27 protein-coding genes are annotated in these 26594 nt (G+C 65.6%); 17 read left to right on the top strand and 10 right to left on the bottom strand.

Going from position 1 to position 26594, the window contains the following annotated elements:
- The first annotated feature begins 209 nt into the window (after window positions 1–209).
- The 5 genes from AXYL_RS16510 to AXYL_RS16490 all read left to right on the top strand — a co-directional run bounded on the left by AXYL_RS16510 (window position 210) and on the right by AXYL_RS16490 (window position 5715).
- Window positions 210–1337 (top strand): branched-chain amino acid ABC transporter substrate-binding protein, encoded by a 1128-nt coding sequence (locus tag AXYL_RS16510; protein ID WP_013393960.1) that lies wholly within the window; start codon window positions 210–212, stop codon window positions 1335–1337.
- 209 nt (window positions 1338–1546) lie between these two features.
- A complete protein-coding gene (locus AXYL_RS16505; protein ID WP_013393959.1) occupies window positions 1547–2248 on the top strand; it encodes a response regulator in 702 nt (233 codons plus the stop codon).
- Window positions 2241–3533 carry an ATP-binding protein gene (locus AXYL_RS16500; protein WP_013393958.1) on the top strand — a complete coding sequence of 431 codons (1293 nt, stop codon included), beginning with the start codon at window positions 2241–2243 and terminating at the stop codon, window positions 3531–3533. The genes AXYL_RS16505 and AXYL_RS16500 overlap by 8 nt, the downstream gene beginning before the upstream one ends.
- A gap of 140 nt (window positions 3534–3673) precedes the next feature.
- Window positions 3674–4768, top strand: a complete 1095-nt coding sequence (locus tag AXYL_RS16495) for a serine hydrolase domain-containing protein (protein ID WP_041653736.1) — start codon at window positions 3674–3676, stop codon at window positions 4766–4768.
- Between the two features lie 59 nt (window positions 4769–4827).
- Window positions 4828–5715, top strand: a complete 888-nt coding sequence (locus AXYL_RS16490) for a MipA/OmpV family protein (RefSeq protein ID WP_013393956.1) — start codon at window positions 4828–4830, stop codon at window positions 5713–5715.
- A gap of 81 nt (window positions 5716–5796) precedes the next feature.
- On the opposite strand, the gene AXYL_RS16485 is transcribed toward AXYL_RS16490, so the two are convergent.
- From AXYL_RS16485 to ugpB, 4 genes are all read right to left on the bottom strand, one after another.
- Complete coding sequence (locus AXYL_RS16485) at window positions 5797–6885, bottom strand: sn-glycerol-3-phosphate import ATP-binding protein UgpC (protein WP_013393955.1); 1089 nt, start codon at window positions 6883–6885, stop codon at window positions 5797–5799.
- Between the two features lie 50 nt (window positions 6886–6935).
- On the bottom strand, window positions 6936–7787 hold the full coding sequence (gene ugpE / locus AXYL_RS16480; RefSeq protein ID WP_013393954.1) for a sn-glycerol-3-phosphate ABC transporter permease UgpE: 852 nt from the start codon (window positions 7785–7787) through the stop codon (window positions 6936–6938).
- 21 nt (window positions 7788–7808) lie between these two features.
- Complete coding sequence (ugpA, locus tag AXYL_RS16475) at window positions 7809–8690, bottom strand: sn-glycerol-3-phosphate ABC transporter permease UgpA (protein ID WP_013393953.1); 882 nt, start codon at window positions 8688–8690, stop codon at window positions 7809–7811.
- Between the two features lie 197 nt (window positions 8691–8887).
- Window positions 8888–10201 (bottom strand): sn-glycerol-3-phosphate ABC transporter substrate-binding protein UgpB, encoded by a 1314-nt coding sequence (gene ugpB / locus AXYL_RS16470; RefSeq protein ID WP_013393952.1) that lies wholly within the window; start codon window positions 10199–10201, stop codon window positions 8888–8890.
- Between the two features lie 193 nt (window positions 10202–10394).
- On the opposite strand from ugpB, the gene proC reads away from it, so the two are divergent.
- The 7 genes from proC (at window position 10395) to AXYL_RS16435 (ending at window position 17160) form a co-directional block, all read left to right on the top strand.
- The gene (gene proC, locus AXYL_RS16465; protein ID WP_013393951.1) at window positions 10395–11228 is read left to right on the top strand and encodes a pyrroline-5-carboxylate reductase; all 834 of its coding nucleotides are present in this window, start codon (window positions 10395–10397) and stop codon (window positions 11226–11228) included.
- Window positions 11225–11794, top strand: a complete 570-nt coding sequence (locus tag AXYL_RS16460; protein WP_013393950.1) for a queuosine precursor transporter — start codon at window positions 11225–11227, stop codon at window positions 11792–11794. The genes proC and AXYL_RS16460 overlap by 4 nt, the downstream gene beginning before the upstream one ends.
- Before the next feature lie 433 nt (window positions 11795–12227).
- Window positions 12228–13343, top strand: coding sequence for a high-affinity branched-chain amino acid ABC transporter substrate-binding protein (locus tag AXYL_RS16455; RefSeq protein ID WP_013393949.1), 1116 nt, complete (start codon window positions 12228–12230; stop codon window positions 13341–13343).
- A 190-nt stretch (window positions 13344–13533) separates the two neighbouring features.
- Window positions 13534–14460: a high-affinity branched-chain amino acid ABC transporter permease LivH gene (livH, locus tag AXYL_RS16450; RefSeq protein WP_013393948.1), complete on the top strand. Its 927-nt coding sequence runs from the start codon at window positions 13534–13536 to the stop codon at window positions 14458–14460.
- Window positions 14460–15695 carry a high-affinity branched-chain amino acid ABC transporter permease LivM gene (locus AXYL_RS16445; protein ID WP_013393947.1) on the top strand — a complete coding sequence of 412 codons (1236 nt, stop codon included), beginning with the start codon at window positions 14460–14462 and terminating at the stop codon, window positions 15693–15695. Before livH ends, AXYL_RS16445 begins: the two co-directional genes overlap by 1 nt.
- Window positions 15692–16459: a high-affinity branched-chain amino acid ABC transporter ATP-binding protein LivG gene (livG, locus tag AXYL_RS16440; protein WP_013393946.1), complete on the top strand. Its 768-nt coding sequence runs from the start codon at window positions 15692–15694 to the stop codon at window positions 16457–16459. The genes AXYL_RS16445 and livG overlap by 4 nt, the downstream gene beginning before the upstream one ends.
- Window positions 16459–17160, top strand: a complete 702-nt coding sequence (locus AXYL_RS16435) for an ABC transporter ATP-binding protein (RefSeq protein ID WP_013393945.1) — start codon at window positions 16459–16461, stop codon at window positions 17158–17160. Before livG ends, AXYL_RS16435 begins: the two co-directional genes overlap by 1 nt.
- Window positions 17161–17242: 82 nt before the next feature.
- Here the strand turns inward: AXYL_RS16435 and AXYL_RS16430 are convergent, their stop codons facing one another.
- Genes AXYL_RS16430 through AXYL_RS16420 form a run of 3 tightly spaced genes read right to left on the bottom strand, consistent with a single transcriptional unit; the run spans window position 17243 to window position 20425 of the window.
- A complete protein-coding gene (locus AXYL_RS16430; RefSeq protein WP_413772873.1) occupies window positions 17243–17923 on the bottom strand; it encodes an aspartate/glutamate racemase family protein in 681 nt (226 codons plus the stop codon).
- A gap of 55 nt (window positions 17924–17978) precedes the next feature.
- Window positions 17979–19445 (bottom strand): N-acyl-D-amino-acid deacylase family protein, encoded by a 1467-nt coding sequence (locus tag AXYL_RS16425; RefSeq protein ID WP_013393943.1) that lies wholly within the window; start codon window positions 19443–19445, stop codon window positions 17979–17981.
- Window positions 19446–19447: 2 nt separating this feature from the next.
- The gene (locus tag AXYL_RS16420; RefSeq protein ID WP_013393942.1) at window positions 19448–20425 is read right to left on the bottom strand and encodes a Bug family tripartite tricarboxylate transporter substrate binding protein; all 978 of its coding nucleotides are present in this window, start codon (window positions 20423–20425) and stop codon (window positions 19448–19450) included.
- Window positions 20426–20558: 133 nt separating this feature from the next.
- On the opposite strand from AXYL_RS16420, the gene AXYL_RS16415 reads away from it, so the two are divergent.
- Window positions 20559–21530: a LysR family transcriptional regulator gene (locus tag AXYL_RS16415; RefSeq protein WP_013393941.1), complete on the top strand. Its 972-nt coding sequence runs from the start codon at window positions 20559–20561 to the stop codon at window positions 21528–21530.
- A gap of 35 nt (window positions 21531–21565) precedes the next feature.
- Here AXYL_RS16415 and AXYL_RS16410 read toward each other — a convergent pair whose 3' ends face one another.
- Entirely contained in the window at window positions 21566–22177 is a 612-nt protein-coding gene (locus tag AXYL_RS16410; protein ID WP_013393940.1) for a glutathione S-transferase family protein, read from the bottom strand.
- Window positions 22178–22257: 80 nt separating this feature from the next.
- Here AXYL_RS16410 and AXYL_RS16405 point away from each other — a divergent pair, with 80 nt between their 5' ends.
- Both AXYL_RS16405 and AXYL_RS16400 read left to right on the top strand, forming a co-directional pair.
- Window positions 22258–23412, top strand: coding sequence for a PQQ-dependent sugar dehydrogenase (locus AXYL_RS16405; protein WP_013393939.1), 1155 nt, complete (start codon window positions 22258–22260; stop codon window positions 23410–23412).
- A gap of 5 nt (window positions 23413–23417) precedes the next feature.
- Complete coding sequence (locus tag AXYL_RS16400) at window positions 23418–24056, top strand: glutathione S-transferase family protein (RefSeq protein ID WP_013393938.1); 639 nt, start codon at window positions 23418–23420, stop codon at window positions 24054–24056.
- Window positions 24057–24063: 7 nt separating this feature from the next.
- On the opposite strand, the gene AXYL_RS16395 is transcribed toward AXYL_RS16400, so the two are convergent.
- Both AXYL_RS16395 and AXYL_RS16390 read right to left on the bottom strand, forming a co-directional pair.
- The gene (locus AXYL_RS16395) at window positions 24064–24984 is read right to left on the bottom strand and encodes a DMT family transporter (protein ID WP_013393937.1); all 921 of its coding nucleotides are present in this window, start codon (window positions 24982–24984) and stop codon (window positions 24064–24066) included.
- A gap of 57 nt (window positions 24985–25041) precedes the next feature.
- Window positions 25042–25419: a DUF423 domain-containing protein gene (locus AXYL_RS16390; RefSeq protein WP_013393936.1), complete on the bottom strand. Its 378-nt coding sequence runs from the start codon at window positions 25417–25419 to the stop codon at window positions 25042–25044.
- Window positions 25420–25614: 195 nt separating this feature from the next.
- On the opposite strand from AXYL_RS16390, the gene AXYL_RS16385 reads away from it, so the two are divergent.
- Both AXYL_RS16385 and AXYL_RS16380 read left to right on the top strand, forming a co-directional pair.
- Window positions 25615–26082, top strand: a complete 468-nt coding sequence (locus tag AXYL_RS16385; RefSeq protein WP_013393935.1) for an antitoxin Xre/MbcA/ParS toxin-binding domain-containing protein — start codon at window positions 25615–25617, stop codon at window positions 26080–26082.
- Window positions 26079–26594, top strand: a complete 516-nt coding sequence (locus AXYL_RS16380) for an RES family NAD+ phosphorylase (RefSeq protein WP_013393934.1) — start codon at window positions 26079–26081, stop codon at window positions 26592–26594. The genes AXYL_RS16385 and AXYL_RS16380 overlap by 4 nt, the downstream gene beginning before the upstream one ends.

The raw sequence follows: 26594 nt of genomic DNA, 5'->3' as shown, positions 1-26594 counted from the left end.
ATCGGACGGGTATCAAAGTGGTCCGAAACTGGCCTGGGAAGGGCTATTTTTCAGTGTATGCTTGCCGTGCAATCGCAATGCAACCGGGCGTGACCGGGGCCGAAACCCCTGCAAAGGGCAGTCCAGCAGGCATGCTTGGCCTGGAGATGATCCGGCGTCCGCCACGGTGCAAAAAACTAACGATTACAAATCATTAGAGGAGTCCACACATGAAGCCAGTTTTTCGTCTGACCCCGGTCATCGCAGCGCTGGGCGTCGCGGCCGGTCTGGCGTTTGCCTCGGGAGCGCAAGCGCAAACCATCAAGATCGGCGTCGTCGGCCCCACCACCGGCGCGGTCACTCAGTATGGCGATATGGTCCGTGAAGGGGTCGATACCGCGGTCGAACGCATCAACGCCGCCGGCGGCATCAACGGCAAGAAGCTGGAAACCGTCGTGATCGACGACGGCTGCGAACCGAAGCAAGGCCCGGTCGCCGCCAACCGCGTCGTCAACAGCAAGATCGGTTTCGTCGTGGGCCACGTGTGCTCGGGCGCCACCATCGCCGCCGCCGATATCTACAACAACGAAGGCGTGGTCATGGTCACGCCCTCGGCCACGTCGCCGGCGCTGACCGACGGCAAGAACTACGAGTTCATCTTCCGCACCATCGGCCGCGACGACCAGCAAGGCCCCGCCGCCGCCAAGTTCATCCTGGACAAGATCAAGCCCAAGAAGGTCGCCGTACTGCATGACAAGCAGTCCTACGGCCAGGGCATCGCCACCGCGGTCAAGAACGACCTGGAGAAGGGTGGCGTGGCCGTCGCCGTGTTCGAAGGCATCAATGCCGGCGACAGCGACTACTCGGCCGTCATCACCAAGCTGAAGAGCCAGGGCGTGGACTTCGTCTACTACGGCGGCTACCACCCCGAAATGGGCCTGCTGCTGCGCCAGGCGGCCGAACAGGGCGTGAAGGCCAAGTGGATGGGTCCGGAAGGCACGGGCAACCCCGACATCAACGCCATTGCCGGCGACGCCGTCGAAGGCATGCTGCTGACGCTGCCGGCCGACTTCACCCAGAACGCCGCCAACGCCGACATCGTCAAGGCCTTCGAGGCCAAGAAGCGCAACGCCAGCGGCGCCTTCCAGATGACCGCCTACACGGCTACCCAGGTCATCGCCGACGGCATCAAGGGCGCGGGCAGCGACGACCCGACCAAGGTCGCCAAGTACCTGCACGCCAACTCCTTCGACACGCCTATCGGCAAGGTGTCCTGGAACAAGCAAGGCGACCTGACGAACTTCCAGTTCGACGTGTTCACCTGGCACAAGGACGGTTCCAAGACCGTCTACAAGTAAGTCCGCGAGCGGGCCTGCGGCCCGCGACACGGGCGGAACCACTCTGCGTTCCACGACATGCCGGGCCGGAAGCGACAGTCTTCCGGCCCGGCTTTTTTGTTCTTCCGTCGGGCCGCGGAACCGGCGGGAGGCTTCCCGGTCGAACGCCCGTCCGCCGCGATTGCGTAGAATGCGGCGCCATCGACCTCACTTTTTTCTGTCTGGACACCATGACCAAGGCCTTGTTAGTCGAAGACGATCCGAAACTGTCGCGCCTGATCGCGCAGTTCCTGGAGCAGCACGGGTTCAATGTGGCCCAGGCCTACCGCGGCGATCACGCGGTGGAGGCTTTCCGCAGGCATGACCCGGCCATCACCATCCTGGACCTGATGCTGCCCGGCCGTGACGGCCTGCAGGTCTGCCGCGACCTGCGCGCGTTCTCGTCGGCGCCCATCCTGATGCTGACGGCCCGTGAAGACGACCTGGACCAGATCCTGGGCCTGGAATCGGGCGCGGACGACTACGTCATCAAGCCCGTGGAACCCCGCGTGCTGCTGGCGCGGATCCGGGCGCTGCTGCGGCGGCACAGCCAGTTGGACGAACCGCCGGAGCGCCTGGAGTTCGGTCCCCTGGTCATAGACCGGCGCACGCGCGCCGTGGTCCATGCCGGCTCTGAAGTGGACCTGACCACGATGGAGTTCGAAATGCTGTGGGCGCTGGCCAGCCAGGCCGGCCAGGTGCTGACCCGCGACGACCTGCTCAATGCGGTGCGCGGCATCGAGTTCAACGGGCTGGACCGCAGCGTCGATGTCTGCGTCAGCAAGCTGCGGCGCAAGCTGGACGACGATCCGCGCGACCCCGCGCGCATCAAGACCGTGTGGGGCAAGGGCTATCTGTTCTCGCCCAAGGCACACGAGGGCGGTGATGCTTAAGTTTGTCCTGCGGCTGTTCGTGGTGTTGGCGATAGGCTTCGTCATTTCCAACGAAGTGGTGGACCGGTCGGCCAATTACTTCTTCGAACCCGTCAGCGATGCTTACACGCGCGAAGCGGTGCGGGGCCAGATCCACAGCCTGGTGCAGGAACTGGGCGGCGTGCCGCCCGCCGAGCGCGAGGCGCACGTGCGCGACGCGCTGGCGCCGCATTACGGCCTGGCGCTAAAGGTGGTCGACGCCGACAGCTACGGGGCTACCGAAGACGAGCGCGCCATGGTGGAGTCCGGCAGCTTCTTCGTGCGCGACAAGCAGCAGACCTTCGTGGCGGCGATTCCGGGCCCGGGCAAGCAATGGCTCGAGGTCAAACTGCCGCCCGAACCGTCCATCGGCCCCTGGCTGATGGCGGCGGTGTATTCCGCCCTGGGCCTGCTGCTGTGCGCCTTCATGCTGGTGTGGGCCTTGCCCATCTGGCGCGACCTGGAGGCCCTGAAGACCGCAGCCCTGCGCATGGGGCAGGGCGATCTGCAGGCGCGCGCGCGCCTCTCGCGCCATTCCAGCATCCGCAACCTGGGCGATACCTTCAACCAGATGTCCGACCGCATCAGCGCCCTGGTAGGCAACCAGCGCGACCTGACCAACGCCGTGTCGCACGAACTGCGCACGCCGATTGCGCGCCTGTCGTTCGAGCTGGACATGATGGACCGGGAGGAGGACCCGGCCGCCCGCAAGCGGCTGGTCGAGGAAATGAAGAGCGACGTGGCCGAACTGGATGCCATGGCTTCCGAGTTGCTGATGTACGCCCGTCTGGAGCACAAGGGCGACGGCGTGGCGCTGCAGGCGCAGGATGCGCGCGGCTGGCTGGATTCGGTGGTGCAGCATGCCGCATTCGAGGCCGGGGTCTCGGGCGTGCGTTGCGAGGTGGCGCTGTGCCAGGTGCCCGAGGTACACCTGCACCAGCGCTACATGACGCGCGCCTTGCTCAACCTGCTGCAGAACGCCATCCGGCATGCCGGCCGGCAGGTCCAGGTCAGCCTGATCAGCCCGGGCTCGCGCGAGTACGTGCTGATCGTGGACGACGACGGCCCAGGCATCCCGCCGGCGGACCGCGAGCGCGTTTTCGAGCCTTTCATCCGCCTGGACGAAAGCCGCGATCGCGGCACGGGCGGGGTGGGGCTGGGCCTGGCCATCGTCAGTCGGGTGGCACGCTGGCACAACGGCACGGTGCAGGCCAGCGACAGCCCCCTGGGCGGCGCGCGTTTCGTGATCAGCTGGAAGACCGCCTGACGGCGCGGCGCGGCACAACGTAAACAAACTTCACAAACCGCCGCCGCAATCTTCACAAACTCCATACAAAGCGGGAAAGATCGCGAATACGCGCGTGGCTAGCATGACGGCAGTTCTCTACAGAGGTCTTGCCGCTAGCCATGTTTTCCCTCAGCCGCCTGGTTGCCGTAGGTATGTTGCTGGTCGCCGCGGGCGGTTGCCAGGGCGTGCCTCCCGACACGCCGCCGCCGATCGCGCAGGGCGACTACCAGGCGGTCGTCGGCTATCTGGCCCAGCGCATCCCCTATGACCTGGATGCGTCCGGCGTGCCGGGCCTGTCGATCGCCATCGTCGACGACCAGCGCGTGGTGTGGAGCACCGGCTTCGGCTACGCGGATCCGCTGCGCCACCGCAGCGCCACCAGCGACACGCTGTACCGCGTAGGAAGCATCACCAAGATCGTCACCGCGGCGGGCGTGCTGCGCGCCGCCGATGACGGACGCCTGGCGCTGGACCAGCCGGCCTCGCAGGCGCTGCCCGATTGGGACATCCAGCCGCGCCGCGGCGCCATGCAATGGCTGGGCACGCATCCCTTCACCGCGCGCAACCTGCTGGCCGTGCACCCGGGATCGCTGGAAGACACCATGGGACGCGCGCGTGCCGACATGGCTTACGCCTTGCTGGGGGACATGGTTGCGCACGTGGCCAGCGAGCCCTTCGACGCCTATGTGCGCCGCACGATCATGCAGCCCTTGAACATGCCGCGAGCCGGCTTTCATCCCAGCTCCCGCATGCTCGATCTGCGCGCCTCGGGCTACCGCCGCGGCGCGCCCTGGACCGAGGCGCCGCAGCCGAATGAGGCCGCCGACGGCCTGTGGCTCAGCACCTCCGAGATGGCGCGCTTCTCCAGCATGCTTTTCGCCGACGGCCTCTACCAGGGCCGCCGCGTGCTGAATGCCGAGTCGGCCCGCGCCGTGCTCGACATGGAAACGGTGGAGGGCGGCCTGGCGCTGGAATGCCGCCTGGCGCTGTCGTGGCTGGCGGCGCCCTGTGGCGAGGACATCGCCGGCGCGCCTTTGCGCCAGCACAGCGGCGCCACCGAAGCCTTTCATTCGCGCTTTGTGCTGGCGCCGCGCGACAAGCTTGCCGTGCTCGTCATGAGCAATTCCGACACCAGCGAACCGCTGGTCGCCGCGGTGTCGACGATGGCAATGGCGCTGATGCGCCAGGCCAAGCAGGGCGCTGTCACTCAATAGATCGGGCCGTCCTCGGCTCTACGGTTTTACCCCCTCAACCTCGTTTCTTGGAAGCTGTTATGAAGCGAAAAATCCGTTCTTCCCTGTTTACGCGCGGCGCCGGCGCCGCGTGCCTGCTGGCATTAGTTCCGGGACTATCCCTGGCCGATGACGCTGCGACCAGTTCCGTCTACGGCCAGCGCGGGGCCAGTTCGCGCGGGTTGACGGTAGCGACCGGAGAGGGGCCGGCCGAAGAATGGCTGTTCTACGGCACGCTGGGCGCCGGTTACGCGCCGCGCTATAGCGGCAGCGACGAATATTCCGCCGTGCCCATCATCGGCCTGGGCGTGCGCAGCCCGGGCGGCTTCTTCCTCGGCACCGACCATGGCCTGGGCTGGGAAACGCAGGCGCTGGACAGCACCTTCCGCTTCTATCTTGCGCCCAGCGCCTCGCGCAAGGACCACAAGAAAGGGTTCCAGGGGTCGGACAAGCTGCGCGGCATGGGCGACATCGAAAGCCGCGCGCAGATCGGCATGGACGCTGAAACGACGCTGGGCCCGGTGACCCTGTCGGCGACGGTGGCGCACGCGTTCAAGAAGGGCGACAACCGCGATGTGGGCAGCGCCTACACCATGTTCAATCTGGGGGCCAGCACCATGGTGTACGAGGGCAACGCGGGAGCGATTTCGCTGGCGCTGTCCGGCACCTTCGGCGACGGCAATTACATGCGCACCTGGTACGGCGTGAGCGGCAACCAGTCGGCGAAGTCCGGCTATCGCAAGTACACGCCCAAGGGCGGCCTAGAGAGCGTGGGCCTGGGCGCGACCTGGACGGTGCCGCTGAGCAAGTCCTGGTCTTGGACCACGGCGGCGGAAGCGCGGCGCCTGTTTGGCGACGCCGCGGACAGCCCCATCGTGAAGGACCGCGCGCAGTACACCATAGGCACCATGATGACGTACTCGTACTGATCGGGGGAGAACCCGTTTCCGACTGGAAACGGGCGGGGCGGATCCGGACGGGCAGCGCCGCCGGTTCCGCCCGGGATGCATTTACAGGCCTTGCACGCGGCGGCCGGTGTCGGCCTCGAACCAGTGCAGCGGATGGCGGCCGTCCGGGCCCAGGTTGACGCGGTCGCCGACCTTGGCCGACGACTCGGACAACTGGCGCGTAGTGCAGCGCACGACCAGCATGGACTTGCCGCAGCGGCTGTGGACCAGTTGCTCGGAGCCCAGCGTTTCGACCATCTCGACTTCGGCCGGCACGCCCTGGGTGTTCAGCAGCATGTGCTCGGGGCGCATGCCCATGATGACCTTGCGGCCGCGCACCTGCGAGGGCACTTGCAGCGGAGAGATTTCCAGCGCGGTGCCGTCCAGCGTCTGCACCGTGCCGTCGCCGGCCACGTTCACTTCCATCAGGTTCATCGGCGGCGAGCCGATGAAGCCGGCGACGAAGGTGGATGCGGGCTTTTCGAACACTTCCATCGGCGTGCCGATCTGCTCGGGCACGCCCTGGTACATGACGATCATGCGGTGGGCCAAGGTCATGGCCTCGACCTGGTCGTGGGTCACGTACAGGCTGGTGGTGCCCAGGCGGCGGTGCAGCTTCATGATTTCCAGGCGCATCGCCACGCGCAGCTTGGCGTCCAGGTTCGACAGCGGTTCGTCGAACAGGAACACCTTGGGTTCGCGCACGATGGCGCGGCCCATGGCCACGCGCTGGCGCTGGCCGCCGGACAGCGCGCGCGGGCGGCGGTCCAGCAGGTGGCTCAGTTCCAGGATCTGCGCGGCCACGTCCACGCGCTTCTTGATCTCGTCCTTGGAGAACTTGCGGATCTTCAAGCCGTAGGCCATGTTCTCGAACACGGTCATGTGCGGGTAGAGCGCGTAGTTCTGGAACACCATCGCGATGTCGCGCTCGGCGGGTTCCAGGTTGTTGACGACCTTGTCGTCGATGACGATGTCGCCGCTGGTGACGGTTTCCAGGCCGGCGACCATGCGCATCAGCGTGGACTTGCCGCAGCCCGACGGGCCGACGATGACGATGAATTCACCGTCCTTGACGTCCATGTCGATGCCATGGATGACCGGCACGTTGCCGGCGTAGGTTTTCTTGACGTTGCGAAAGCTGAGAGTAGCCATGAGTTATTCGTGTTCGGAGTCGTGTTCGGGTGGGCGAGCGTGGGTAAGCGTCACTTTTCAGTGTCGACCAGACCCTTGACGAACCATTTCTGCATCAGGATGACGACCAGCGCCGGCGGGATCATCGCCAGCATGGCGGTGGCCATGGTGATGTTCCATTCGGTCACGCTGTCGCCGCCGCTGATCATCCGCTTGATGCCGATGACGACGGGATACATGTCTTCCTGCGTGGTGACCAGTAGCGGCCACAGGTACTGGTTCCAGCCGTAGATGAACTGGATCACGAACAGCGCGGCGATGCTGGTCTTGGACAAGGGCAGCAGCACGTCGCGGAAGAAGCGCACCGGACCGGCGCCGTCGATGCGCGCGGCCTCGATCAGCTCGTCCGGCACCGTCAGGAAGAACTGGCGGAACAGAAAGGTGGCGGTGGCCGAGGCAATCAGCGGCAAGGTCAGGCCGGCATAGCTGTTGAGCAGGCCAAGATCGGCCACGACCTTGTAGGTGGGCGCGATGCGGACTTCGACCGGCAGCATCAGCGTGACGAAGATCATCCAGAAGAAGAACATGCGGCCGGGGAAGCGGAAGTACACCACCGCGAAGGCCGACAGCAGCGAGATGGCGATCTTGCCGATGGAAATCGCCAGCGCCATGATCAGGCTGACGTACATCATGCGGCCCACGGGCGCGCCCGAGGAACCGCCGGACGAGCCGCCGAACAGCGCCTGCATGTAGTTGTCGACGAAATGCTTGCCGGGGATGAGGGACATCGGCGCGGAAGCCACTTCTTGCGCGGTCTGGGTGGACGCGACGAAAGTGACGTAGAGCGGAAATGCCACCATCGCCACGCCGCAGAGCAGAATGACGTGGGCCAGAATATCCAGCCAGGGACGGCGTTCAACCATTGTTTATAGCCTCGGACAAAATCAATACTGCACTTTGCGGTCGACGTAGCGGAACTGCACGACCGTCAAGGCAATCACAATGAACATCAGCACCACCGACTGGGCCGCGGACGAACCGAGGTCCAGGCCGCGGAAGCCGTCGCTGTACACCTTGTAGACCAGGATCGAGGTCGACGTGCCCGGACCGCCCTGCGTGGTCGTGTCCACCACGGCGAAGGTGTCGAAGAAGGCATAGATGATGTTGACCACCAGCAGGAAGAACGTGGTGGGCGAGAGCAGCGGGAACACAATGCTCCAGAAGCGGCGCGACGGGCTGGCGCCGTCGATCGCGGCGGCTTCGATGAGCGAGCGCGGAATCGATTGCAGGCCGGCCAGGAAGAACAGGAAGTTATACGAAACCTGCTTCCACACGGCGGCGATCAGCACCAGGGTCATGGCCTGGTTGCCGTTCAGACGCGGGTTCCAGTCGACGCCGGAGTGGTTCAGCGCCACCGCCAGGATGCCGACCGAAGGCGAAAACAGGAACAGCCACAGCACGCCGACGACGGCGGGCGCCACGGCGTATGGCCAGATCAGCAGGGTCTTGTAGAGGCCGGCGCCGCGGATGACGCGATCTGCCATGACGGCCAGCAGCAAGGACACGCTCAGCCCGACCACCGCCACCAGGATCGAGAACACGGCGGTGACGCGGAAGGAATCCAGGTAGGCCTGTTGCGAGAACAGTTCCATGAAGTTGTCCAGTCCGACGAACTCGGAGGACAGTCCGAAAGCATCTTCCAGCCGCAGCGATTGCCACATGGCCTGGCCGGCAGGCAGGAAGAAGAAGACCACGGTAATGATGATCTGCGGCAGGAGCAGCAGATAGGGCAAGGTCTTGTGCCCGAATACAACGCGTTTTTCCATAGGGGGAACCCAAGGTACAGAAAAGCGGCGGTTGGAGTAACCGCCGCCTGAAACCGCCTTCGTAAAATACGAGAGGCTTAAAGCCCTGAAAATGCCGGGCCTTAAGCCTTGTACTGCGTGCTGCCGAAGCGCCCAAGTCCTTGTTACGGCATGGAAAATACCGATTGACAGGACTTAGCCGGCATTTCAGAAGGGCGTTACTTTACACTCTTCTCGAACTTTTCCAGCAGTTCGTTGCCGCGCTTGACGATGCTTTCGGCGCCGTCCTTGGCGCTGACCTTGCCGGAAACGATGCGCTCGATTTCAGCGTCTTCGATTTCACGGATCTGCGGCAGGAAGCCCAGGCGCAGGCCGCGCGATTGCGCGGTGGTTTCGACGTTCAGCTGCTTGACGCCGACTTCGGTGCCCGGGTTCTTGTCGTAGAAGCCGTCCTTCTTGGTCAGCTCGTAGGCGGCCTTGGTGACAGGCACATAGCCGGTCTGCTGGTGCCAGCGGGCGGCGATTTCCGGGCTGGCCAGGAACTTGAAGAACGCGGTCACGCCCTTGTAGGTTTCCGGCTTCTTGTTGGCGAAGACCCACAGCGAAGCGCCACCGATGATGGTGTTCTGCGGCGCGCCTTGCACGTCGGCGTAGTAGGGCAGGGTCGAGGTGCCGAATTCGAACTTGGCGTTCTTGGCGATGTTGGCGCGCAGGCCGGACGAACCGGTGATCATGGCGCACTTGCCGCTGATGAACAGCGAGTTCGGCTCGTCGCCGCGGCCGCCGTACATGAAGATGCCTTCCTTGCCCAGCTTGGCCAGGTTGTCCAGGTGGCGCACGTGCAGCGGGGTGTTGATGGCGATGCGCGCATCCAGGCCGCCGAAACCGTTGTCCTTGGTGGCGTAGGGCACGTTATGCCAGGCCGAGAACGTTTCCAGCTGGACCCACGACGGCCAGGAGGTGGTGTAGCCGCATTCCTGGCCGGCTGCCTTCAGCTTCTGGCCGGCGGCGGCCAGTTCTTCCCAGGTCTTGGGCGGCTTGTCGGCGTCCAGGCCGGCCTTCTTGAAGGCGTCCTTGTTGTAGTAGAACACCACGGTCGAGCTGTTGAAGGGCATCGACACCAGCTTGCCGTCGGCCGACGAGTAGTAGCCGGCCACGGCGCCAATGAATTCCTTGGGGTCGATCGGGTTACCGACTTCTTCCGACATCTGCTGCACCGGCTTGATGGCGCCCTTGGCGTACATCATGGTGGCGGTGCCGACTTCGAACACCTGGAGGATGTCGGGAGCGTTGCCGGCGCGGAACGCGGCGATGCCTGCGTTCATGGATTCACCGTAGTTGCCCTTGTAGACTGCCTTGACTTGGTAGTCGGGGTTCTTTTTGTTGAATTCGTCGACCAGGCCGTTCACGCGGTCGCCCAGGGCGCCTTCCATCGAGTGCCAGAATTGGATCTCGGTGGCGGCATGCGCGGAGGCGCCTGCGAAAGCCGTCATGATGGCGGCAAAGGTTAGTGCAATACGGTGGGATCGCATAGAGAGGTTCCTCCAGTTGGGCGTGACGCGGCCGGGTTGTCCGGACGCGGAAAACACGACACCTTATGAATTGTTTGTGACAAAACCGTGACTTTCACATCACTCTAAACGCCTGTCAAATTGCGCGTTTCAGGCGCGAACGAACATTTTTCTTTTTTTTCCCAACGAGAACTCCCGTTTACAATCGTCTCCTATGAAAAACGAACTTTCGATTGCGTTCATCGGTGGCGGCAATATGGCTGCCGCCCTGGCCTCCGGCCTGGCCGGCAAAGTATGCGCCGCTGGCAACATCCATGTCATTGACATAAACCAGGATGCGCACGCCGCCTGGCAGGCCCGCGGCATGACTACCGCAACCGCGCCGAGCGAGGCCCTGGCGGGGTGCCGTGTGTGGGTGTTCGCAGTCAAGCCACAGAACATGAAAGACGTTGTGGCTTCCACGCGTCAATGGCTGCGCGAAGACACTTTGGTGGTAAGCGTGGCGGCCGGCATCCGCGCCGACACGCTGGCCGGCTGGCTGGGCACGCCCGAAGCGCCGTTCAAGCGCCTGGTGCGCTGCATGCCGAATACGCCGGCCCTGGTGGGCGCGGGCATCACCGGCCTGGCGGCGCTGGACGGAGTGGACGCGGCCGACCGCGATCTGGCGGCGCAGCTGTTGTCCAGCGTGGGCGAAGTCGTCTGGGTCGCGGATGACGCCGCGCTCGACGGCGTGACGGCCCTGTCCGGCAGCGGCCCGGCCTATGTCTTCCTGTTCCTGGAAGCGCTGGTCGCGGGCGGCCAGAAGGTCGGCCTGACGGCCGAGCAGGCCAAGCAGCTGGCGCTGGGCACGCTGGCCGGCGCCACGCGCCTGGCGGCCGAATCCTCCGAGCCGCTTGCCACGCTGCGCGAACGCGTCACTTCCAAGGGCGGCACTACGGCTGCGGCGCTCAATGCCTTCGGCGCGGCGGGCTTTGCCGGCATCGTCGAAGAGGCCATGGCCGCTGCCGCGCAACGCTCGCGCGAGCTGGCGGAGGAATTCGGGAAATGACGGCCACGGACGGCAGCGCTGCTGCGCGGCGCTACGCTCTCATGAGCCGGCCGCAGTTCGCCATCGCCGTGCTGTGCATGCTGGTGGTGGTGGTCGGCTCGAACATCCTGGTCCAGGTGCCGCTGAATGATTGGCTGACCTGGGGCGGGCTGTCCTATCCGGTGGCTTTCCTGGTGACCGACGTGCTGAACCGCCGCTTCGGTCCGGCGGCCGCGCGCCGGGTGGTCTGGTTCGGCTTCGCCGCCGCCTTGGTGGTGTCGGTATGGGTGGCGTCGCCGCGCATCGCGCTGGCCTCGGGGCTGGCCTATATCTGCGCCCAGTTGGTCGACATCCAGGTGTTCGACCGCTTGCGCGACCAGCGCTGGTGGCGCGCGCCGCTGGTATCGGGCGTGCTGGGCGCCATCCTGGATACCGCCGTGTTCTTCAGTGTCGCCTTTGCCGCCACCGGCGCGCCGTGGATGACCTGGATGATGGGCGACCTGGCCATCAAGCTGGCGGTCAATATCAGCATGCTGGCGCCGTTCCGCGCGCTGATGTGGAATCTGGCCAAGCCGGCCAATGCTTAAGTAAGAGGCTGGGGCGGGCAGGCATTTTGGCCCGCTTACGCGCTTCAATGCAGTGAATTACTACGCGCGTTAATTATTATTCGTAAGGCTCGCGTAAGCACTGTATTTAAATGCGTCTTTAAACGGCGTATTAATCTGCGCGAATATATATCCTCAAGCACAAATTCTTGCCCCGCGCCAGATATTAAATAAGGCTCGGTCGCCGATTCTCCAGCGATTTCATGGGCTTGCCGCCGCTATCCGTCACGATTAAAGGCGCCGACCAAAATATTGGGGATTACACGCAGTGACAGTATGGCGGCTTGCTTCCAGAATACCGCCCACACCGTGTTTTTGCCCAAGAAGCCGGCGACGGGCGACGAGGATTAACGGATTACCCAACCGATAAACCGCGTCGGACAGAGCCGCTCAAAACCTCGCTGGAGAACTCCGCATGAAGTTTCTGAATCGCCTTACCCCGGTAGCCATGGCGCTTGGGGCACTTGCCTTGGCTGGCGCCGCGCACGCCGCCGACACGATCAAGATCGGCATTCCCCAGCCCATGACCGGCCCCAATACGCAATACGGCGACCAGATCCAGGCCGGCGCATTGACCGCGATCGAGACCATCAACGCCAAGGGCGGCGTCAAGGGCAAGAAGCTCGAACCCATCCTCATCGACGACGGCTGCGAACCCAAGCAGGCCGTGCCGGCCGCCAACCGCGTGGTCAATTCCGGCGCCAAGTTCGCCGTGGCCCACGCCTGCTCGGGCGTGACCGTGGCCGCCGTGAAGGTCTACGAGGAAGAGGGCATTGTCGGCATCACCCCGGGCGCGACTTCGCCGCTGGTCACCGACACGATCAAGCCGCACTTCTTCTTCCGCACCATCGGCCGCGACGACCAGCAAGGCCCGTACGCCGCCAGCTACATCGCCAAGACCTTGAAGCCCAAGAAGGTCGCCGTGCTGCATGACAAGCAGACCTACGGTTCGGGCGTGGCCACCCAGGTCAAGGATTCCCTGGCCAAGGAAGGCGTGAACGTCGCCATGTTCGAAGGCATCAACGTCGGCGACAGCGATTACTCGGCCATCATCACCAAGCTCAAGTCGGCTGGCGTGGACCTGGTCTACTTCGGCGGCTACCACCCGGAACTGGGCCTGTTGCTGCGCCAGTCGCGTGAACAGGGCCTGAAGGTCCAGTTCATGGGTCCGGAAGGCACCGCCAACCAGGATCTGGTGGCGATCGCCGGCCCGGCCATCGACGGCCTGCTGGTCACGCTGCCCGCCGACTTCACCAAGCTGCCCGGCAACGAGAGCATCGTGAAGGCCTTCAAGGACGCCAAGCGCGATCCGGACGGCGCCTTCCAGATGCCGGCGTACGCCGCCGTGCAGATCCTGGCCGACAGCATCAACGCGGTGGGCGAAGACCCCGCCAAGGTGGCCGACTACATGCACAAGACGACGTTCAACACCGGCATCGGCAAGGTCGAGTACGACGCCAAGGGCGATCTGAAGAACTTCGAATTCGCCGTCTATAAATGGGATAAGGACGGCAAGAAGACCCAGCTGTAAACTCGCGATCCGCCGGCACGTCGCCGGCGTGTAGGGCCTGTCGTCCTCGTTCTGCCGTAATCCGCGTAGCGATGCGCCAAAAGCGCTGTGCGGCCGGCAGGCGCAGATGTCAGGCCCTTATAAAATACGCCCAGGTTTCCGGCTCCGGGTCTTACCACCGGGGCCGGAACCATTTGGAGCAAGAGAAATAATGTCTGACCTCATACCCCAACTTACCCAGCAATTCTTCAACGGATTGTCTCTGGGCGCGATCTATGCGTTGATTGCCATCGGCTACACAATGGTCTACGGCATCATCGGTATGATCAACTTCGCTCACGGCGAAATCTATATGATCGGCGCCTATGTCGGCCTGGTCACCTTGACGGCCATCGGCACCAATAGCGGTTTGCCGATACCGTTCATCATCGCGGCCATGCTGGTTGTGGCCATCGTCGTTACCGGCATCTACGGATTCAGCGTCGAACGCGTCGCTTACCGGCCCGTGCGCGGCAGCCCCCGTCTGGTGGCGCTGATTTCCGCCATCGGCATGTCGATCTTCCTGCAGAACTGGGTGGCCCTGGGCCAGGGCGCGCGCGACATGGCGGTGCCATCGCTGGTGTCGGGCGCCGTGCAGTTCCACATGGGATCCGACTTCGACGTGACGGTGCCGTATTCGCGCATCATGATCATCGTGGTCACGGTGCTGCTGATGATCGGGCTGACGCTGTTCATCAAGTATTCCCGCATGGGCCGCGCCTCGCGCGCCTGCTCGCAGGACATGCATATGGCGAACCTGCTGGGCATCGACACCAACCGCGTGATCTCGTTCACCTTCGTGATGGGCGCGATCCTGGCGGCGGTGGGCGGCGTGCTGATCGCCATCACCATCGGCAAGCTCAACCCCTTCATCGGCTTCCTGGCCGGCATCAAGGCCTTTACCGCGGCAGTGCTGGGCGGCATCGGCAGCATCCCCGGCGCCATGCTGGGCGGCGTGCTGCTGGGGCTGGCCGAGACCTTCGCGGCCGCCTACATCTCCTCGCAGTACAAGGACATCGTGGCGTTCTCGCTGCTGATCCTGATCCTGCTGTTCCGTCCCACCGGGCTGTTGGGCAAACCTGAGGTGGAAAAAGTCTGATGTCGAACAACAATCTGAAAAACGCCACGATGGCGGCCGTATTGACGGCCGTCATCGTCACCCCCGTCTTCGGCCTGCAGCTGATCCGCCAGGGCGCGCGCACCACGATGGAGTCGAACTGGTCGCTGGTGGCGATTGCCGCCGCGGTGGTGTTCTTCTTCCAGCTGCTGCGCCCCTGGATCGCCAAGCCGTTCCAGAAGCTGAAGACCAGCATGCCCACACTGCCGGCCGCGCCGGCCAGTACCCACAAGCCGCTTGCGCTGCTGCTGTTGGCGATCGCGGTGATCTGGCCGTTCTTCGCCGGGCGCAGCTCGGTGGACATCGCCACGCTGGTGCTGATCTACGTGATGCTGGGCCTGGGCCTGAACATCGTGGTGGGTTTCGCTGGCCTGCTGGACCTGGGCTTCGTGGGCTTCTACGCGGTCGGCGCCTATACCTACGCCTTGCTGTACCACTGGGGCGGCTGGAGCTTCTGGGAAGCGCTGCCGTTTGCGGGCGCCATGTCGGCGCTGTTCGGCTTCATCCTGGGCTTTCCGGTATTGCGGCTGCGCGGCGACTACCTGGCGATCGTGACGCTGGGCTTCGGTGAAATGATCCGCCTGTTGCTGATCAACCTGAATACGTTGACGGGCGGCCCGGATGGCATTTCGGGCATTCCCAAGCCGACGGTGTTCGGCATGGAAATGACGCGCCGCGCCAGCACCGAAGGCGGCACCACGTTCCATGAATTCATGGGCTGGACCTTCCAGAACCAGCACATGGTGGTCTATCTGTACCTGATGGCGCTGCTGCTGGCGCTGGCCACGCTGTTCGTGTCGACCCGGCTGATCCGCATGCCGGTCGGGCGCGCATGGGAAGCGCTGCGCGAAGACGAGATCGCTTGCCGTTCGCTGGGCTTGAACCCCACGCGCATCAAGCTGTCCGCGTTCACGCTGGGCGCCATGTTCGCCGGTTTTGGCGGCGCGTTCTTCGCAGCGCGCCAGGGCATGGTGAACCCGGAGTCCTTCACCTTCATCGAATCTGCGTTGATCCTGGCCATCGTGGTGCTGGGCGGCATGGGCTCGCAGGTGGGCGTGATCCTGGCGGCCGTGCTGCTGACGGTGTTGCCGGAAGTCGCGCGCGAATTCGCCGAGTACCGCATGCTGATGTTCGGCCTGGTGATGGTATTGATGATGATGTGGCGTCCGCAGGGGTTGTTGCCCATGAAGCGTCCCCATGTGGAGTTGGCTAAATGAGCGAGGCATTGCTGAAAGTTTCCGGACTCACCATGCGGTTCGGCGGCCTGCTGGCCGTCGACAGCGTGGCGTTCGAAGTCAAATCCGACGAGGTGTTCGCCATCATCGGCCCCAACGGGGCCGGCAAGACCACCGTGTTCAACTGCGTGGGCGGCTTCTATGCGCCGACGGCGGGCGACATCACCATGGACGGCAAGGCCATCACCGGCCTGCCCAGCCATAAGGTCGCGCGCCACGGGCTGGTGCGCACCTTCCAGAACGTGCGCCTGTTCAAGCAACTGACCGTGCTGGAAAACCTGCTGGTGGCGCAGCATACCCAGGTGGAATCTCGGCTCTTGCCGGGCCTGCTCAAGCTCAAGTCCTATCGCCAGTCGGAGACCGATGCGCTGGCGCGCGCGGCGCAATGGCTGGATTTCATGGGCTTGCGCGAGTTCGCCAACCGCGAGGCGGGCAACCTGGCCTACGGCCACCAACGCCGCCTGGAGATCGCGCGCTGCATGATCACCAAGCCGCGCCTCCTGATGCTGGACGAACCGGCGGCGGGCCTGAATCCTCAGGAAAAACGTGATCTGCAGTCGCTGATCGACCAGCTGCGGCGCGAGTTCGGCGTCGCGGTGCTGCTGATCGAGCACGACATGAGCCTGATCATGGGCATCTCGGACCGCATCCTGGTCATGGAGCACGGCAAGCCCATCACTACCGGCACCCCCGAGCAGGTGCGCAACGACGAGCGCGTCATCAAAGCGTACCTGGGGGAGGAATAATGCTTAAGCTGGACAACATTCATACCTACTACGGCGCCATCCAGGCGCTGAACGGGGTGTCGGTAGAAGTCAACAAGGGCGAGATCGTCACGCTGATCGGCGCCAACGGCGCGGGCAAGACCACGCTGTTGATGACGGTCTGCGGCAACCCCCGCGCCAAGGAAGGCACGATCACGTTCGAGGGCGAGGACATCACCCACAAGGACACGCACCACATCATGCGCAATGGCATCGCCATTTCGCCGGAGGGGCGGCGGGTCTTCAAGGACCTGACCGTGGCCGAGAACCTGATGATGGGCGGCTTCTTCGCCAAGCGCGAGGAGATCCAGGCAGGCATCGACCACGTCTATGGGCTGTTCCCGCGCCTTAAAGAGCGCGCCAGCCAGCGCGCCGGCCTGATGTCGGGCGGCGAGCAGCAGATGCTGGCCATCGGCCGCGCGCTGATGACGCGGCCGCGCCTGTTGCTGCTGGACGAACCGACGCTGGGCCTGGCCCCGCTGGTGATCGCCCAGATCTTCGACATCATCCGCGAGATCCGCGAACAGGGCGTGACGGTGTTCCTGGTCGAACAGAACGCCAACAAGGCGTTGGGCGTGGCCGACCGCGGCTACGTGCTGGAAAACGGGCGCGTGGTGCTGCAGGACACCGGCGCCAACCTGCTGGTCAACGACCAGGTGCGCAAGGCGTATCTGGGCGGTTGATGGCAATTCCCCGCGAAGGGAAATTCGGGCGCATCGCAAGATGCGCTTTTTTTTCGTTTCCCCGCGGACGGGCTGCGGCGGCTCAAGCGGCCGCCAGTTCCTCGGCCTGGTAGTGCGCGATCGCCGCCCGAGCCAGCGCGTCGATCGAATCCGTCAGCGTTACGCCGAGGCTGGGGCGCAGCGCGTGCGGCACCGCCAGCGGCAGTTCGGTGCAGCCCAGCACCACGGCATCCGCGCCGCGCGCCTTGAGGCGGGCGATGCATTCGGCGGCCGGGGCGTAGGCGTCTTCCAGGCGATTGGCCTTGACCGCGCGGATCGAACCCATGCAGTAGCGCTCGACTTCATCGTCGTCCGGCACGATGCATTGGTAGCCTTGCGCTTCCAGATGCTGCTGGTAGAGGCCCAGCTTCAAGGTGGCGGCGGTGCCCATCAGGCCGATGCGGCCGGCGGACAGGCCCAGGCGGCGCAGGTCGTCGATGACGGCCTGGATGATGTGCAGCACCGGCACGCCGGTGGACGCGGCGATCTGGTCGTACCAGAGGTGGGCCGTGTTGCAGGGAATTGCGATGAGCCGCGCGCCGGCGTCCTGCAGGAAGCGCACGCCTTCCTGCATGTAGGGCAGGGGATTCTCGCCGCCGGCCATGTAGGCGCTGGAGCGGTCGGGGATGCGGGGGTCGTTGCGCAGCAGTGTGGGAATGTGCTGCTGGTCGATCGCGGCGGGCGTAAGTGCCGCCAGGCGCAGGGCAAAGGCCGCGCCGGCCATGGGGCCCATGCCGCCCAATACACCCAGGTAACAACCCTGGGAATAGTTGTTCACGTTATTCACTCCGAGCTAATGCCGTCCCGGGCGTCAGAACCTGGCCCGGGCGTTCGGCGCCGGTTCGTTCCCCGTCCCAGACCTGCTTGCCGTTGACCCAAACTGCCTGGATGCCTTGGCTTGCCTGAATGGGAGCTGAAAAAGTGGCCACATCTGTCACCGTGGCGGGATCGAACAGCACCATATCAGCATGATACCCCTCGCGCAGCAGTCCGCGCTGCGCGATGCCGTATTGGTCCGCGGCGAGGCCGGTCATTTTGTGGATGGCGGCTTCCAGTGTCAGCAGGCCTTGTTCGCGCACCATGGCGCGCAGCACGTGGGTGAAAGTGCCCCATTGGCGTGGATGCGGATGCGGGTCGAACGGCAGGCCGTCGGAACCCACCATGGTCAGCGGATGCGAGAAGATGCGGCCGACGTCGGCCGGATCCATCAGGAAGTAGATGGCGCCGGCCGGCGCCAGGCGGGCGATGGCGGCCTCGTCGTCCAGGCCCAGTTCGGCCATGACCTCGCCGAAGTCGCGGCCGGTGGCCTCGGGGTAGCCCTTGGACCAGGTGATCATGGTGCGGCTGGCCAGCCGCGCCCGGTCCAGCCGCAGCATCGTGGAGGTGGCAGGGTAGGGATGGCAGTCCAGGCACACAGCCTGGCTGGCGGCGGCGCGGCTGATCAGGTCCAGGGTTTCGCGGCTGCGGCCGTGGTTGCGTTCGCCGGCCAGCTTGTGGTGCGAGAACACCACGCGGCAATCGAGTTCGCGGCCGATCAGCAGCGCTTCTTCCATGGCCGGGACGATGTGGTCCGCCTCGTCGCGCAGATGGGTGGCGTACACGCCGGGACGGCCGCGCAGCGGCGCGCAGACGTCGATGATTTCGTCGGTGGGCGCGGCGCTGGCCGGCGGGTAGAAGGTGCCGGTGGAAACGCCGAAGGCGCCCGCGTCCAGCGCTTCTTGCAGCAATTCGCGCATGGCGGCGCGCTCGTCCGGGTCGGCGGCGCGCGAGGTGTCTGCCATGACGGCCACGCGCAGCGTGGTGTGGCCGACCAGGGGCGCGACGTTGACGGCGGCGGGCGTGGCGCGCAGTGCGTCCAGCCAGGCGCGGAAGGTGCCGAAACGGAACAGCTCGGCCGGACCCAGCAGATCCAGCGGTTGCGGGATCGCGGCGCCGGTCAGCGGCGCCAGGCTGATGCCGCAATTGCCGGTGACCACGGTGGTGATGCCCTGCGAGACCTTGGGCAGCATGTCCGGGTGCGCCAGCAGGTAGCCGTCGTCGTGGGTGTGGGAATCGATGAAGCCGGGCGCCAGCGTCATGCCGCTGGCGTCGATGACGGGGACGCCGGCGGGATGGGCGAACTCGCCCAGCGCCGCGATGCGTCCGTCCAGCACCGCCAGGTCGCCCTGGCGGGCGGGTCCGCCGCTGCCGTCGATGAGCGTGGCGCCTGCCACGATGAAGTCTGCTTGCAGCATGCGCGTGCTCATGTTCAATCGAGTTTCTCGATGCCGGCGCCGTCGATGATCTGTTGCCACTTGGCGGTTTCGCGGTCGATCAGCTGCTTGAAGTCGGCGGGCGAGCCGCTGGCCGGTTCGGCGCCCAGCGTGGCCAGGCCGGTGCGTACGTCAGGCGCCTGCAGCGCCTTCTGGATGGCGGCGTTCAGGGTGGCGACCACTTCCGGCGGCGTGCCCTTGGGCGCGACCACGCCGCCCCAGGCGACGGTCTCATAGCCCTTCAGGCCGGCTTCGTCCAGGGTGGGTACGTCGGGCATCAGCGCCAGGCGCTTCAGGCTGCTTACGCCGATGGCGCGGACCTTGCCGCTCTTGACCAGCGGGGTCGCTTCCGAGGTGTTGACGAACAGGTAGTCGAGGCGGCCGCCCAACAGGTCCTGGATGGCGGCGGGGCCGCCGTTGTAGGGGATGAACATGACGTTGATCTTGGCCATGCTCTTGAACAGTTCTCCGCCCATGTGGCCGGTGGTGCCCACGCCCGAGGCGCCGTAGGACAGGCGGCCGGGTTCCTTGCGGGCGCGGTCGATCAAGTCCTGCACGCTCTTGACCGGGGAGTCGGCCGGTACGATCAGCGCGTTGTACAGATCGAACAGATGCGCCACGGGAGTCAGGTCCGCGTCCACGTCATACGGCAGGCGCTTGAACAGCGAGCGGTTCACGGCCAGCGTGTTGATGTTGCCGTAGCCGACCGTGTAGCCGTCGGGCGCGGCGCGCTTGACCAGGGCGATGCCGATGTTGCCGGCGGCGCCGGGGCGGTTTTCGACCACCACGGTGGCGCCGGTGTCGCGCGCCAGCTGGGTCGTGATCAGGCGCGACAGCACGTCGGGCGAGCCGCCCGCGGCGGACGGCACCACGAAGGTGATGGGCTTGTCGGGATAGGCGCCGGCGGTGGCAGTGGCGGTCAGGACGGCGCCGAGCGCCAGCGCGGAAAGGCCGCGGATGACTTTGCTGTGCATGGTGGATTTCCCCTGGTTTTCTAGTGTTGAGGCGGGCAGGTTACACCCCGGGACGGCGCTCGCCCTCATCGAAAAATGTCGAAAACCTATAATCGGGCGTTATCGGTTTGGGGCTGATTTGCCAGGGGAAAAAATGGATGAGCATGCCTACGCGGACGAGGTCGGACCCACTGCCGGTCGGCCTTTGAACCTGCGCCAGATCGAGGTGTTCCGGGCCATCATGATGGCCGGATCGATCAGCGGCGCGGGGCGCATGCTGCATGTGTCGCAGCCCGCGGTCAGCCGCGTGCTGGCGCTGACCGAGAGCCGGCTGGGCTACAAGCTGTTCGAGCGCGTGAAGAGCCGGCTGTCGCCCACGGCCGAGGCGCGCCGGCTGTACGCGGAAGTCGAGCAGGTCTATGGCGGCATCCAACGCGTGAACGACCTGGCGGCCAGCCTTGGCCAATCGGGCGCGGGTATGCTGAAAATCGTCGCCAGCGCCAGTTTCGGCCAGCGCCTGATACCGATGGCGCTGGACCGTTTCCGCGGCCGCAACGCCGACGCGCGGGTCGATTACCGCAGCGTGACCTTCGATGAACTGGCGGCGTATTTCCTGTCGGGCCAGGCGGACATCGGCGTTTCCATGCAGCCGCCCGATCATCCCAATCTGCGATCCGTGCGCCTGGCGCAGGTGCCGATCCTGTGCGCGCTGCCTGCCGGCCATCCGCTGGCGGCGCGCGAAGTCGTACAGCCGGAGGATTTCTCCACGGCGGCCTGGATCGGCTATCCGCGCGACACGCCGCTGGCGCGGGCGCTCAAGCCTTTCTTCGGCGAGGGGCCGGCTTGCGCGGCGGCGGTGGAGGTGCATTCGCCCGTGACTGCCTGTTCGTTCGTGCAGCAGGGCTTGGGGCCGGCGCTGGTCGACGCCTGGTGCGTGACGCCGGACCAGGCCGCGCATATGGTGTTGCGGCCGATATCGCCGCAGGCCAGCGTGGACATCTGGGCCACGCATTCGAATCTGAGCGCGCCGCCCCTGCTGGCGCGGCGCTTTCTGGCGGCGGTGAAGAAGACGCTGGAAGAGGGTGCGCCGCCCGATCTGGCAGAAGCGTCGGACGCTTCCCGCTGAGGGCTTGCGCCAGTCGGCGCAAGCCTCGGAAAGCCTTACAGGCCTTCGGCCTTGAGCGCGGCCTGCACGCCCTTGTCGGCTTCCATGCGCTTGAAGAAGGCGGCCAGGTTGTCCAGGCCCGCCAGGTTCACTTCCTTGCCGTGCGCCCAGCGCAGCACCACGTACAGGTAGGCGTCGGCGATGGAGGGCTTGTCGCCGGTCAGGTAGGACTTGCCGGCGAGCTGGCCGTCCAGCTGCGCGAACAGCTTGCTCAGCAGCGCGGAAGCGGATGCCGCCAGTTCCTTCTGCGCGGCTTCGTCGCCCAGGAAACGCGGGGCGCCGAAGATCATCGAGAAGGTCTTGTGGATATCGGAGTTGATAAAGCCCAGCCAGCGGCGCACTTCGGCGCGCGAGCGCGGCGTGCCGTCGCCCAGCAGGTTCAGTTCCGGGGCATGTTCAGCCAGGTATTCGAGGATGGCGGCGTTCTGCGTCACGGTCCAGCCATCGTGTGCCAGGGCCGGCACGGCGCCCAGCGGGTTGACCTTCAGGAACTCCGGGCCCTTGAGCTCGTCGCGGCTCAGCTTGTGCGTTTCATAGGGTTTGCCGATCCATTCCAGAACGATATGGGATGCGAGCGAGCACGCGCCGGGCATGTAGTACAGTTTCATCAGATGGGGTCTCCTGAGAGCAAGGACGGGGATCTCCGTTCCTGGCCGATATGGTACGCCACCCGTTGCCGGAGATGCCCATGCCGTCACGCCCCGCCGCGATCACGCGCGCGCTGTTCCTGTCGTTCACGCTGAGCGCCGCGTTGGCCGTGTCCGCGCAGCCCGGTCCCGAACCCGCTTCCGTCCCGGCCCGCGTCACGGCCGTGGTGGGCGGCCTCAACCATCCCTGGGCCATGGCCTTTCTGCCCGAGGGCGGCGTGCTCATTACGGAGCGTCCCGGTAGCCTCAGGCTGCTGCGCATTCCGGGCGGATTGTCCAAGCCATTGGCCGGCGTGCCCAAGGTCGCGGCGCAGGGCCAGGGCGGCCTGCTGGACGTGGCGCTGTCGCCGGATTTTGCCAAGGACAGATACGTCTACCTGTCTTATGCCGAAGCCGAGGGCTCGAAGAGCGGCACCGCGGTAGGCCGCGGCCGGCTGTCCGCCGACGGCTCGGCGCTGGAGGATTTCCGTGTGCTGTTCCGCCAGCAACCCAAGCTGTCGTCGGGCCTGCATTACGGCTCGCGGCTGGTGTTCGACGGTAAGGGCTATCTCTACATCTCGCTGGGCGAAAACAACCAGCGGCCTACCGCGCAGGACCTGGACAAGCTGCAAGGCAAGGTGGTGCGGCTGAAGGTCGACGGTTCGGTGCCGACCGACAATCCTTTCGTCGGCCAGGCCGGCGCGCGGCCCGAGATCTGGTCCTACGGCCATCGCAATCCCCAGGGCATGGCGCTCAACCCCTGGACCGGCCAGCTCTGGGAAAACGAACACGGACCCCGCGGCGGGGACGAGATCAATCTGGTCCAGCGCGGCAAGAACTACGGCTGGCCGCTGGTCACCCACGGCATCAACTATTCCGGCCAGCCCATCCCCGAAGCCAAGGGCGCGGAACTGCCCGGCATGGAGGCGCCGCTGTACTGGTGGCCCAAGTCGCCGGCCATCAGCGGCATGGCTTTCTACAACGCGGACCGGTTTCCGGCCTGGCGCAACTCCGTATTCATCGGCGCGCTCGCCAACCAGAATCTCATCCGCCTGACCTTGGACGGCGACCGCGTGGTGGCCCAGGAGTGGCTGCTGACGGACCGCAAGCAGCGGATACGCGACGTGCGGCAAGGGCCGGACGGCTATGTGTACGTGTTGACCGACGCCTCGCCGGGCGAATTGCTGCGCCTGGCGCCGGCAGAACAGGGAGGATGAACGCCATGAAACCGTATGAGCTGATCGGGTCCGCCGGTTGCGGATCCGCCATCGTCGAGATGGCGCTGGTGCTGGCCAATGTGCCGCATACGCTGACAGACCTGCCGTACCTCAAGCCCTGCGCCGAGCGTGACAGGCTGCTGCAATTGAATCCCCTGGGGCAGGTGCCCACGCTGGTGCTGCCGGACGGCGGGGTCATGACCGAGAGCGCCGCCATGATCCTGCACCTGAACGACGTGGCGCCCCAAGCCGGGCTGGCGCCTGCGGCCGACAAGCCGGAACGGGCGCTCTTTCTCAATTTGCTGATCCGCCTGGTGGCGGCGGTCTATCCCACGTTCACCTACGGCGACGATCCCCCGCAGTGGACCAGCGCGGGCCCGGCCGCCGAACTGCTGCGCGAGCGAGTGCACTCGCGGCGGGCGGACATCTGGCTGGAGCTGGAGCGCCAGGCCGGCGCGCCGCACATGCTGGGCCGGCGTTTTTCGGCGCTGGACCTGTATGTGACCGTGATGACGCGCTGGCGTCCGGGGCAGGCGTGGTTCGCATCCGAATGTCCTGCCTTGACGGCCGTGGCGCGCGAGGCGGCGCTGGAACCCAACGTGGCGCGGGTGCTGCGGCGACATTTTCCGCCGCCCACGGAATAACGCGTCGTCAGCCTTTGGCCGGCTTGCGGGTGCGGGACTTGGACTTGGCCCGCGCTTCGCGCACGGCGATGTAGACGCCGCTGCCGGCGATGAAGAGCGCACCCAGATAGGCATAGGCGTCCGGGGTCTCGTGCCAGAAGACCCAGCCCAGGACGGTGGCCCAGATCAGTCCGGTGTAATCGAAGGGTGCGACCACCGAGGCGGGCCCGATGCGGAATCCCTGCGTGATCAGCGCCAGGCCCAGGGTGCTGAACAGCGCGACCGCGCCGAAGTACGGCAGGTCCGCCATCGCGGGCTGCTCCCAGACCAGGGGCAGCGCGACCGCGCTACAGACCAGCTGGCCCAGCACGATGTAGAGCGTGGTCGTCAGCATGCCTTCGTTGCGGTTGATGCCGCGGGCCGTGATCATCATTACCCCGTAGAGCATGGCAGTGATCAGCGGCAGCAGGGTTGCGGCCTGGAAGGTGGCGGCGCCAGGCCGCACCACGATCAGCACGCCGGCAAAACCGGCCAGCACGGCCAGCCAGCGCTTGCCGTCCACGCGCTCCTTCAGGATCAGCACCGATAGGGCCGTCACGAACAGCGGCGCGGCGAAGGCGATGGCGGTGGCCTCGGCCAGCGGCAGCGTGCGCAGCCCCAGATAGAAGCAATAGGCGGACACCACGTTGATGGCGCCGCGCGTCAGGTGCAGCCCGGCATGGGCGGTGCGCAAGACCCGGCGCCCACCCAGCCACAGCGCCAGCGCCATGACGAAAGGCAGGGCGATGAGCGCCCGCAGGAACAGGATCTGCAGCGGGTTGTAGTGGGCGCCCAGCCATTTTGCATTGGCGTCACTCAGGGTCAGAAAGAAAATGCCGCCCACCACACAGGCAATGCCTGCTGCGGCGGATTGGGTCTGGGGGGCGGGCAGTACGGAAGAAGTGGACATCTACAGCCTGGGAGGGTGGGCGGTTCCGGCCGCCTGAAAAGGAAAAGAGGAGGGAATTCAGCCTTGGGCGCGATAGGCCGCCAGCGCGACCATGGCCCAGGACGCCAGGAAGGCGACGCCGCCGAAAGGCGTGACCGCGCCCAGCCAGTGCGTGCCCGTCAGGGACAGCACGTACAGGCTGCCGCTGAACAGCACAATGCCGACGAACATCACCACGCCCGCCGCGGACAGCAGGGGCGAGCCGTAGCGGGCGCCCAGCAGCGCGACCACGAACAGGCCCAGCGCATGGATCAGGTGATACAGCACGCCGGTCTGCCAGACGGACAGCAGTTCCGGCGTGAGCATGCGCTTGAGGCCATGGGCGCCAAACGCCCCGGCGCCCACCGCCACCATGAGATTCAACGCCGCGAGTATCGTCAGCTGCCGGTCCGTCATCGCCAGTCCTTATTAGTGTCTGATTAATCGTGTTACAGCCGCCTATGATATGCCCAAATCCGGCGCCTATCTGGAGGCATGGCATTGTTAGGGACGGATCTTGTGATGGTGTTTCCAAATGGGATATCATGAATTCTATTTGGAATTCATGGTGTGTCCGCCGCCGTGGACGCCCAGACTTGCAGGAGCCAGGCCATGAGCGTAGCCGCCCTCGAAAAAACCCCCGCCAAGCGTCCGTCGCGCCATGCCGCGGCGCGCGCCAAGCAGTTGTTCCGCAGCCTGGTCGACAGCCCCCTGGTCGACATGGCGCGCGACGTGCGCCGCGGCCTGCCCGCGCAGATGGTGGACGACGCCGCCGACTACCTGCAGGTGCCCAAGTCTGAAATCATGGCCATCACCGAGGTCAAGGCGGCTTCGCTGTCGCGCTGGAGCCGCGAAGGCCTGATGTTGCCCCTGGGCGAATCCGATCGCCTGGCGCGCGTGGCACGGGTGGCGCGGGTGGCGCGCCAGGTGCTGGGCAGCGACGAAGAGGCGGTGGCCTGGTTGAACACGCCGGTGCCCGCGCTTGGCAACGTCAAACCGCTGTCGCTGCTGACCTCCGACGCCAGCAGCCGCATCGTCGAAGACACGCTGGCGCGCGCCGCGGCGGGCGTCTACGCATGACCGATGACAGCGTTTCGATCTGGCGCATCGGCACGACCGCAGGCAAGTACCGCGCCGACGATGTGAGCGGGGCGGGGGCCGCGGCCGTGGGCGGGCGCTACAACAGCCCCGGCACGCCAGTGGTCTATGCCTCGGCCAGCGTGGCGCTGGCGGTGCTGGAAACCGTGGTGCACTTTGCGGCCCGCGCGTCCGAGCAGGCCAACCGCTATCTGATCGAACTGGCCGTGCCGTGCGCCGTGCATGAAGCCCGCCAGACGCTCAGCCTGACGCAGCTGCAAGAGGATTATCCGTTCTGGGACGCGGTGCCTTTCGCCGAGGCCTCGCAGGCCGTGGGCGACAACTGGGTGCAGTCCGGCGTGTCGGCGCTGCTGGAACTGCCCAGCGCCATCGTGCCCTATCGGGGCGTGCCGGATTGCAATTTCCTGATCAATCCGGCGCACCCCGATGCCGAGCATATCGTGGTGGTGCGGCGCGACCGCTTCATCTACGATCCGCGCCTGCGGCCCGTCTAG

It is taken from the genome of Achromobacter xylosoxidans A8, from assembly GCF_000165835.1.
In the GTDB taxonomy this organism is placed as follows: Bacteria; Pseudomonadota; Gammaproteobacteria; order Burkholderiales; family Burkholderiaceae_B; genus Achromobacter; species Achromobacter xylosoxidans_B.
This window is presented reverse-complemented; position numbering and strand designations above follow the sequence as displayed.

Bases quoted from the DNA above. Each gene is read 5' to 3' on its own strand.
- AXYL_RS16510 (WP_013393960.1), top strand. From the start codon at position 210: ATGAAGCCAGTTTTTCGTCTGACCCCGGTCATCGCAGCGCTGGGCGTC.
- AXYL_RS16505 (WP_013393959.1), top strand. From the start codon at position 1,547: ATGACCAAGGCCTTGTTAGTCGAAGACGATCCGAAACTGTCGCGCCTG.
- AXYL_RS16500 (WP_013393958.1), top strand. From the start codon at position 2,241: ATGCTTAAGTTTGTCCTGCGGCTGTTCGTGGTGTTGGCGATAGGCTTC.
- AXYL_RS16495 (WP_041653736.1), top strand. From the start codon at position 3,674: ATGTTTTCCCTCAGCCGCCTGGTTGCCGTAGGTATGTTGCTGGTCGCC.
- AXYL_RS16490 (WP_013393956.1), top strand. From the start codon at position 4,828: ATGAAGCGAAAAATCCGTTCTTCCCTGTTTACGCGCGGCGCCGGCGCC.
- AXYL_RS16485 (WP_013393955.1), bottom strand. From the start codon at position 6,885: ATGGCTACTCTCAGCTTTCGCAACGTCAAGAAAACCTACGCCGGCAAC.
- ugpE (WP_013393954.1), bottom strand. From the start codon at position 7,787: ATGGTTGAACGCCGTCCCTGGCTGGATATTCTGGCCCACGTCATTCTG.
- ugpA (WP_013393953.1), bottom strand. From the start codon at position 8,690: ATGGAAAAACGCGTTGTATTCGGGCACAAGACCTTGCCCTATCTGCTG.
- ugpB (WP_013393952.1), bottom strand. From the start codon at position 10,201: ATGCGATCCCACCGTATTGCACTAACCTTTGCCGCCATCATGACGGCT.
- proC (WP_013393951.1), top strand. From the start codon at position 10,395: ATGAAAAACGAACTTTCGATTGCGTTCATCGGTGGCGGCAATATGGCT.
- AXYL_RS16460 (WP_013393950.1), top strand. From the start codon at position 11,225: ATGACGGCCACGGACGGCAGCGCTGCTGCGCGGCGCTACGCTCTCATG.
- AXYL_RS16455 (WP_013393949.1), top strand. From the start codon at position 12,228: ATGAAGTTTCTGAATCGCCTTACCCCGGTAGCCATGGCGCTTGGGGCA.
- livH (WP_013393948.1), top strand. From the start codon at position 13,534: ATGTCTGACCTCATACCCCAACTTACCCAGCAATTCTTCAACGGATTG.
- AXYL_RS16445 (WP_013393947.1), top strand. From the start codon at position 14,460: ATGTCGAACAACAATCTGAAAAACGCCACGATGGCGGCCGTATTGACG.
- livG (WP_013393946.1), top strand. From the start codon at position 15,692: ATGAGCGAGGCATTGCTGAAAGTTTCCGGACTCACCATGCGGTTCGGC.
- AXYL_RS16435 (WP_013393945.1), top strand. From the start codon at position 16,459: ATGCTTAAGCTGGACAACATTCATACCTACTACGGCGCCATCCAGGCG.
- AXYL_RS16430 (WP_413772873.1), bottom strand. From the start codon at position 17,923: ATGGCCGGCGCGGCCTTTGCCCTGCGCCTGGCGGCACTTACGCCCGCC.
- AXYL_RS16425 (WP_013393943.1), bottom strand. From the start codon at position 19,445: ATGAGCACGCGCATGCTGCAAGCAGACTTCATCGTGGCAGGCGCCACG.
- AXYL_RS16420 (WP_013393942.1), bottom strand. From the start codon at position 20,425: ATGCACAGCAAAGTCATCCGCGGCCTTTCCGCGCTGGCGCTCGGCGCC.
- AXYL_RS16415 (WP_013393941.1), top strand. From the start codon at position 20,559: ATGGATGAGCATGCCTACGCGGACGAGGTCGGACCCACTGCCGGTCGG.
- AXYL_RS16410 (WP_013393940.1), bottom strand. From the start codon at position 22,177: ATGAAACTGTACTACATGCCCGGCGCGTGCTCGCTCGCATCCCATATC.
- AXYL_RS16405 (WP_013393939.1), top strand. From the start codon at position 22,258: ATGCCGTCACGCCCCGCCGCGATCACGCGCGCGCTGTTCCTGTCGTTC.
- AXYL_RS16400 (WP_013393938.1), top strand. From the start codon at position 23,418: ATGAAACCGTATGAGCTGATCGGGTCCGCCGGTTGCGGATCCGCCATC.
- AXYL_RS16395 (WP_013393937.1), bottom strand. From the start codon at position 24,984: ATGTCCACTTCTTCCGTACTGCCCGCCCCCCAGACCCAATCCGCCGCA.
- AXYL_RS16390 (WP_013393936.1), bottom strand. From the start codon at position 25,419: ATGACGGACCGGCAGCTGACGATACTCGCGGCGTTGAATCTCATGGTG.
- AXYL_RS16385 (WP_013393935.1), top strand. From the start codon at position 25,615: ATGAGCGTAGCCGCCCTCGAAAAAACCCCCGCCAAGCGTCCGTCGCGC.
- AXYL_RS16380 (WP_013393934.1), top strand. From the start codon at position 26,079: ATGACCGATGACAGCGTTTCGATCTGGCGCATCGGCACGACCGCAGGC.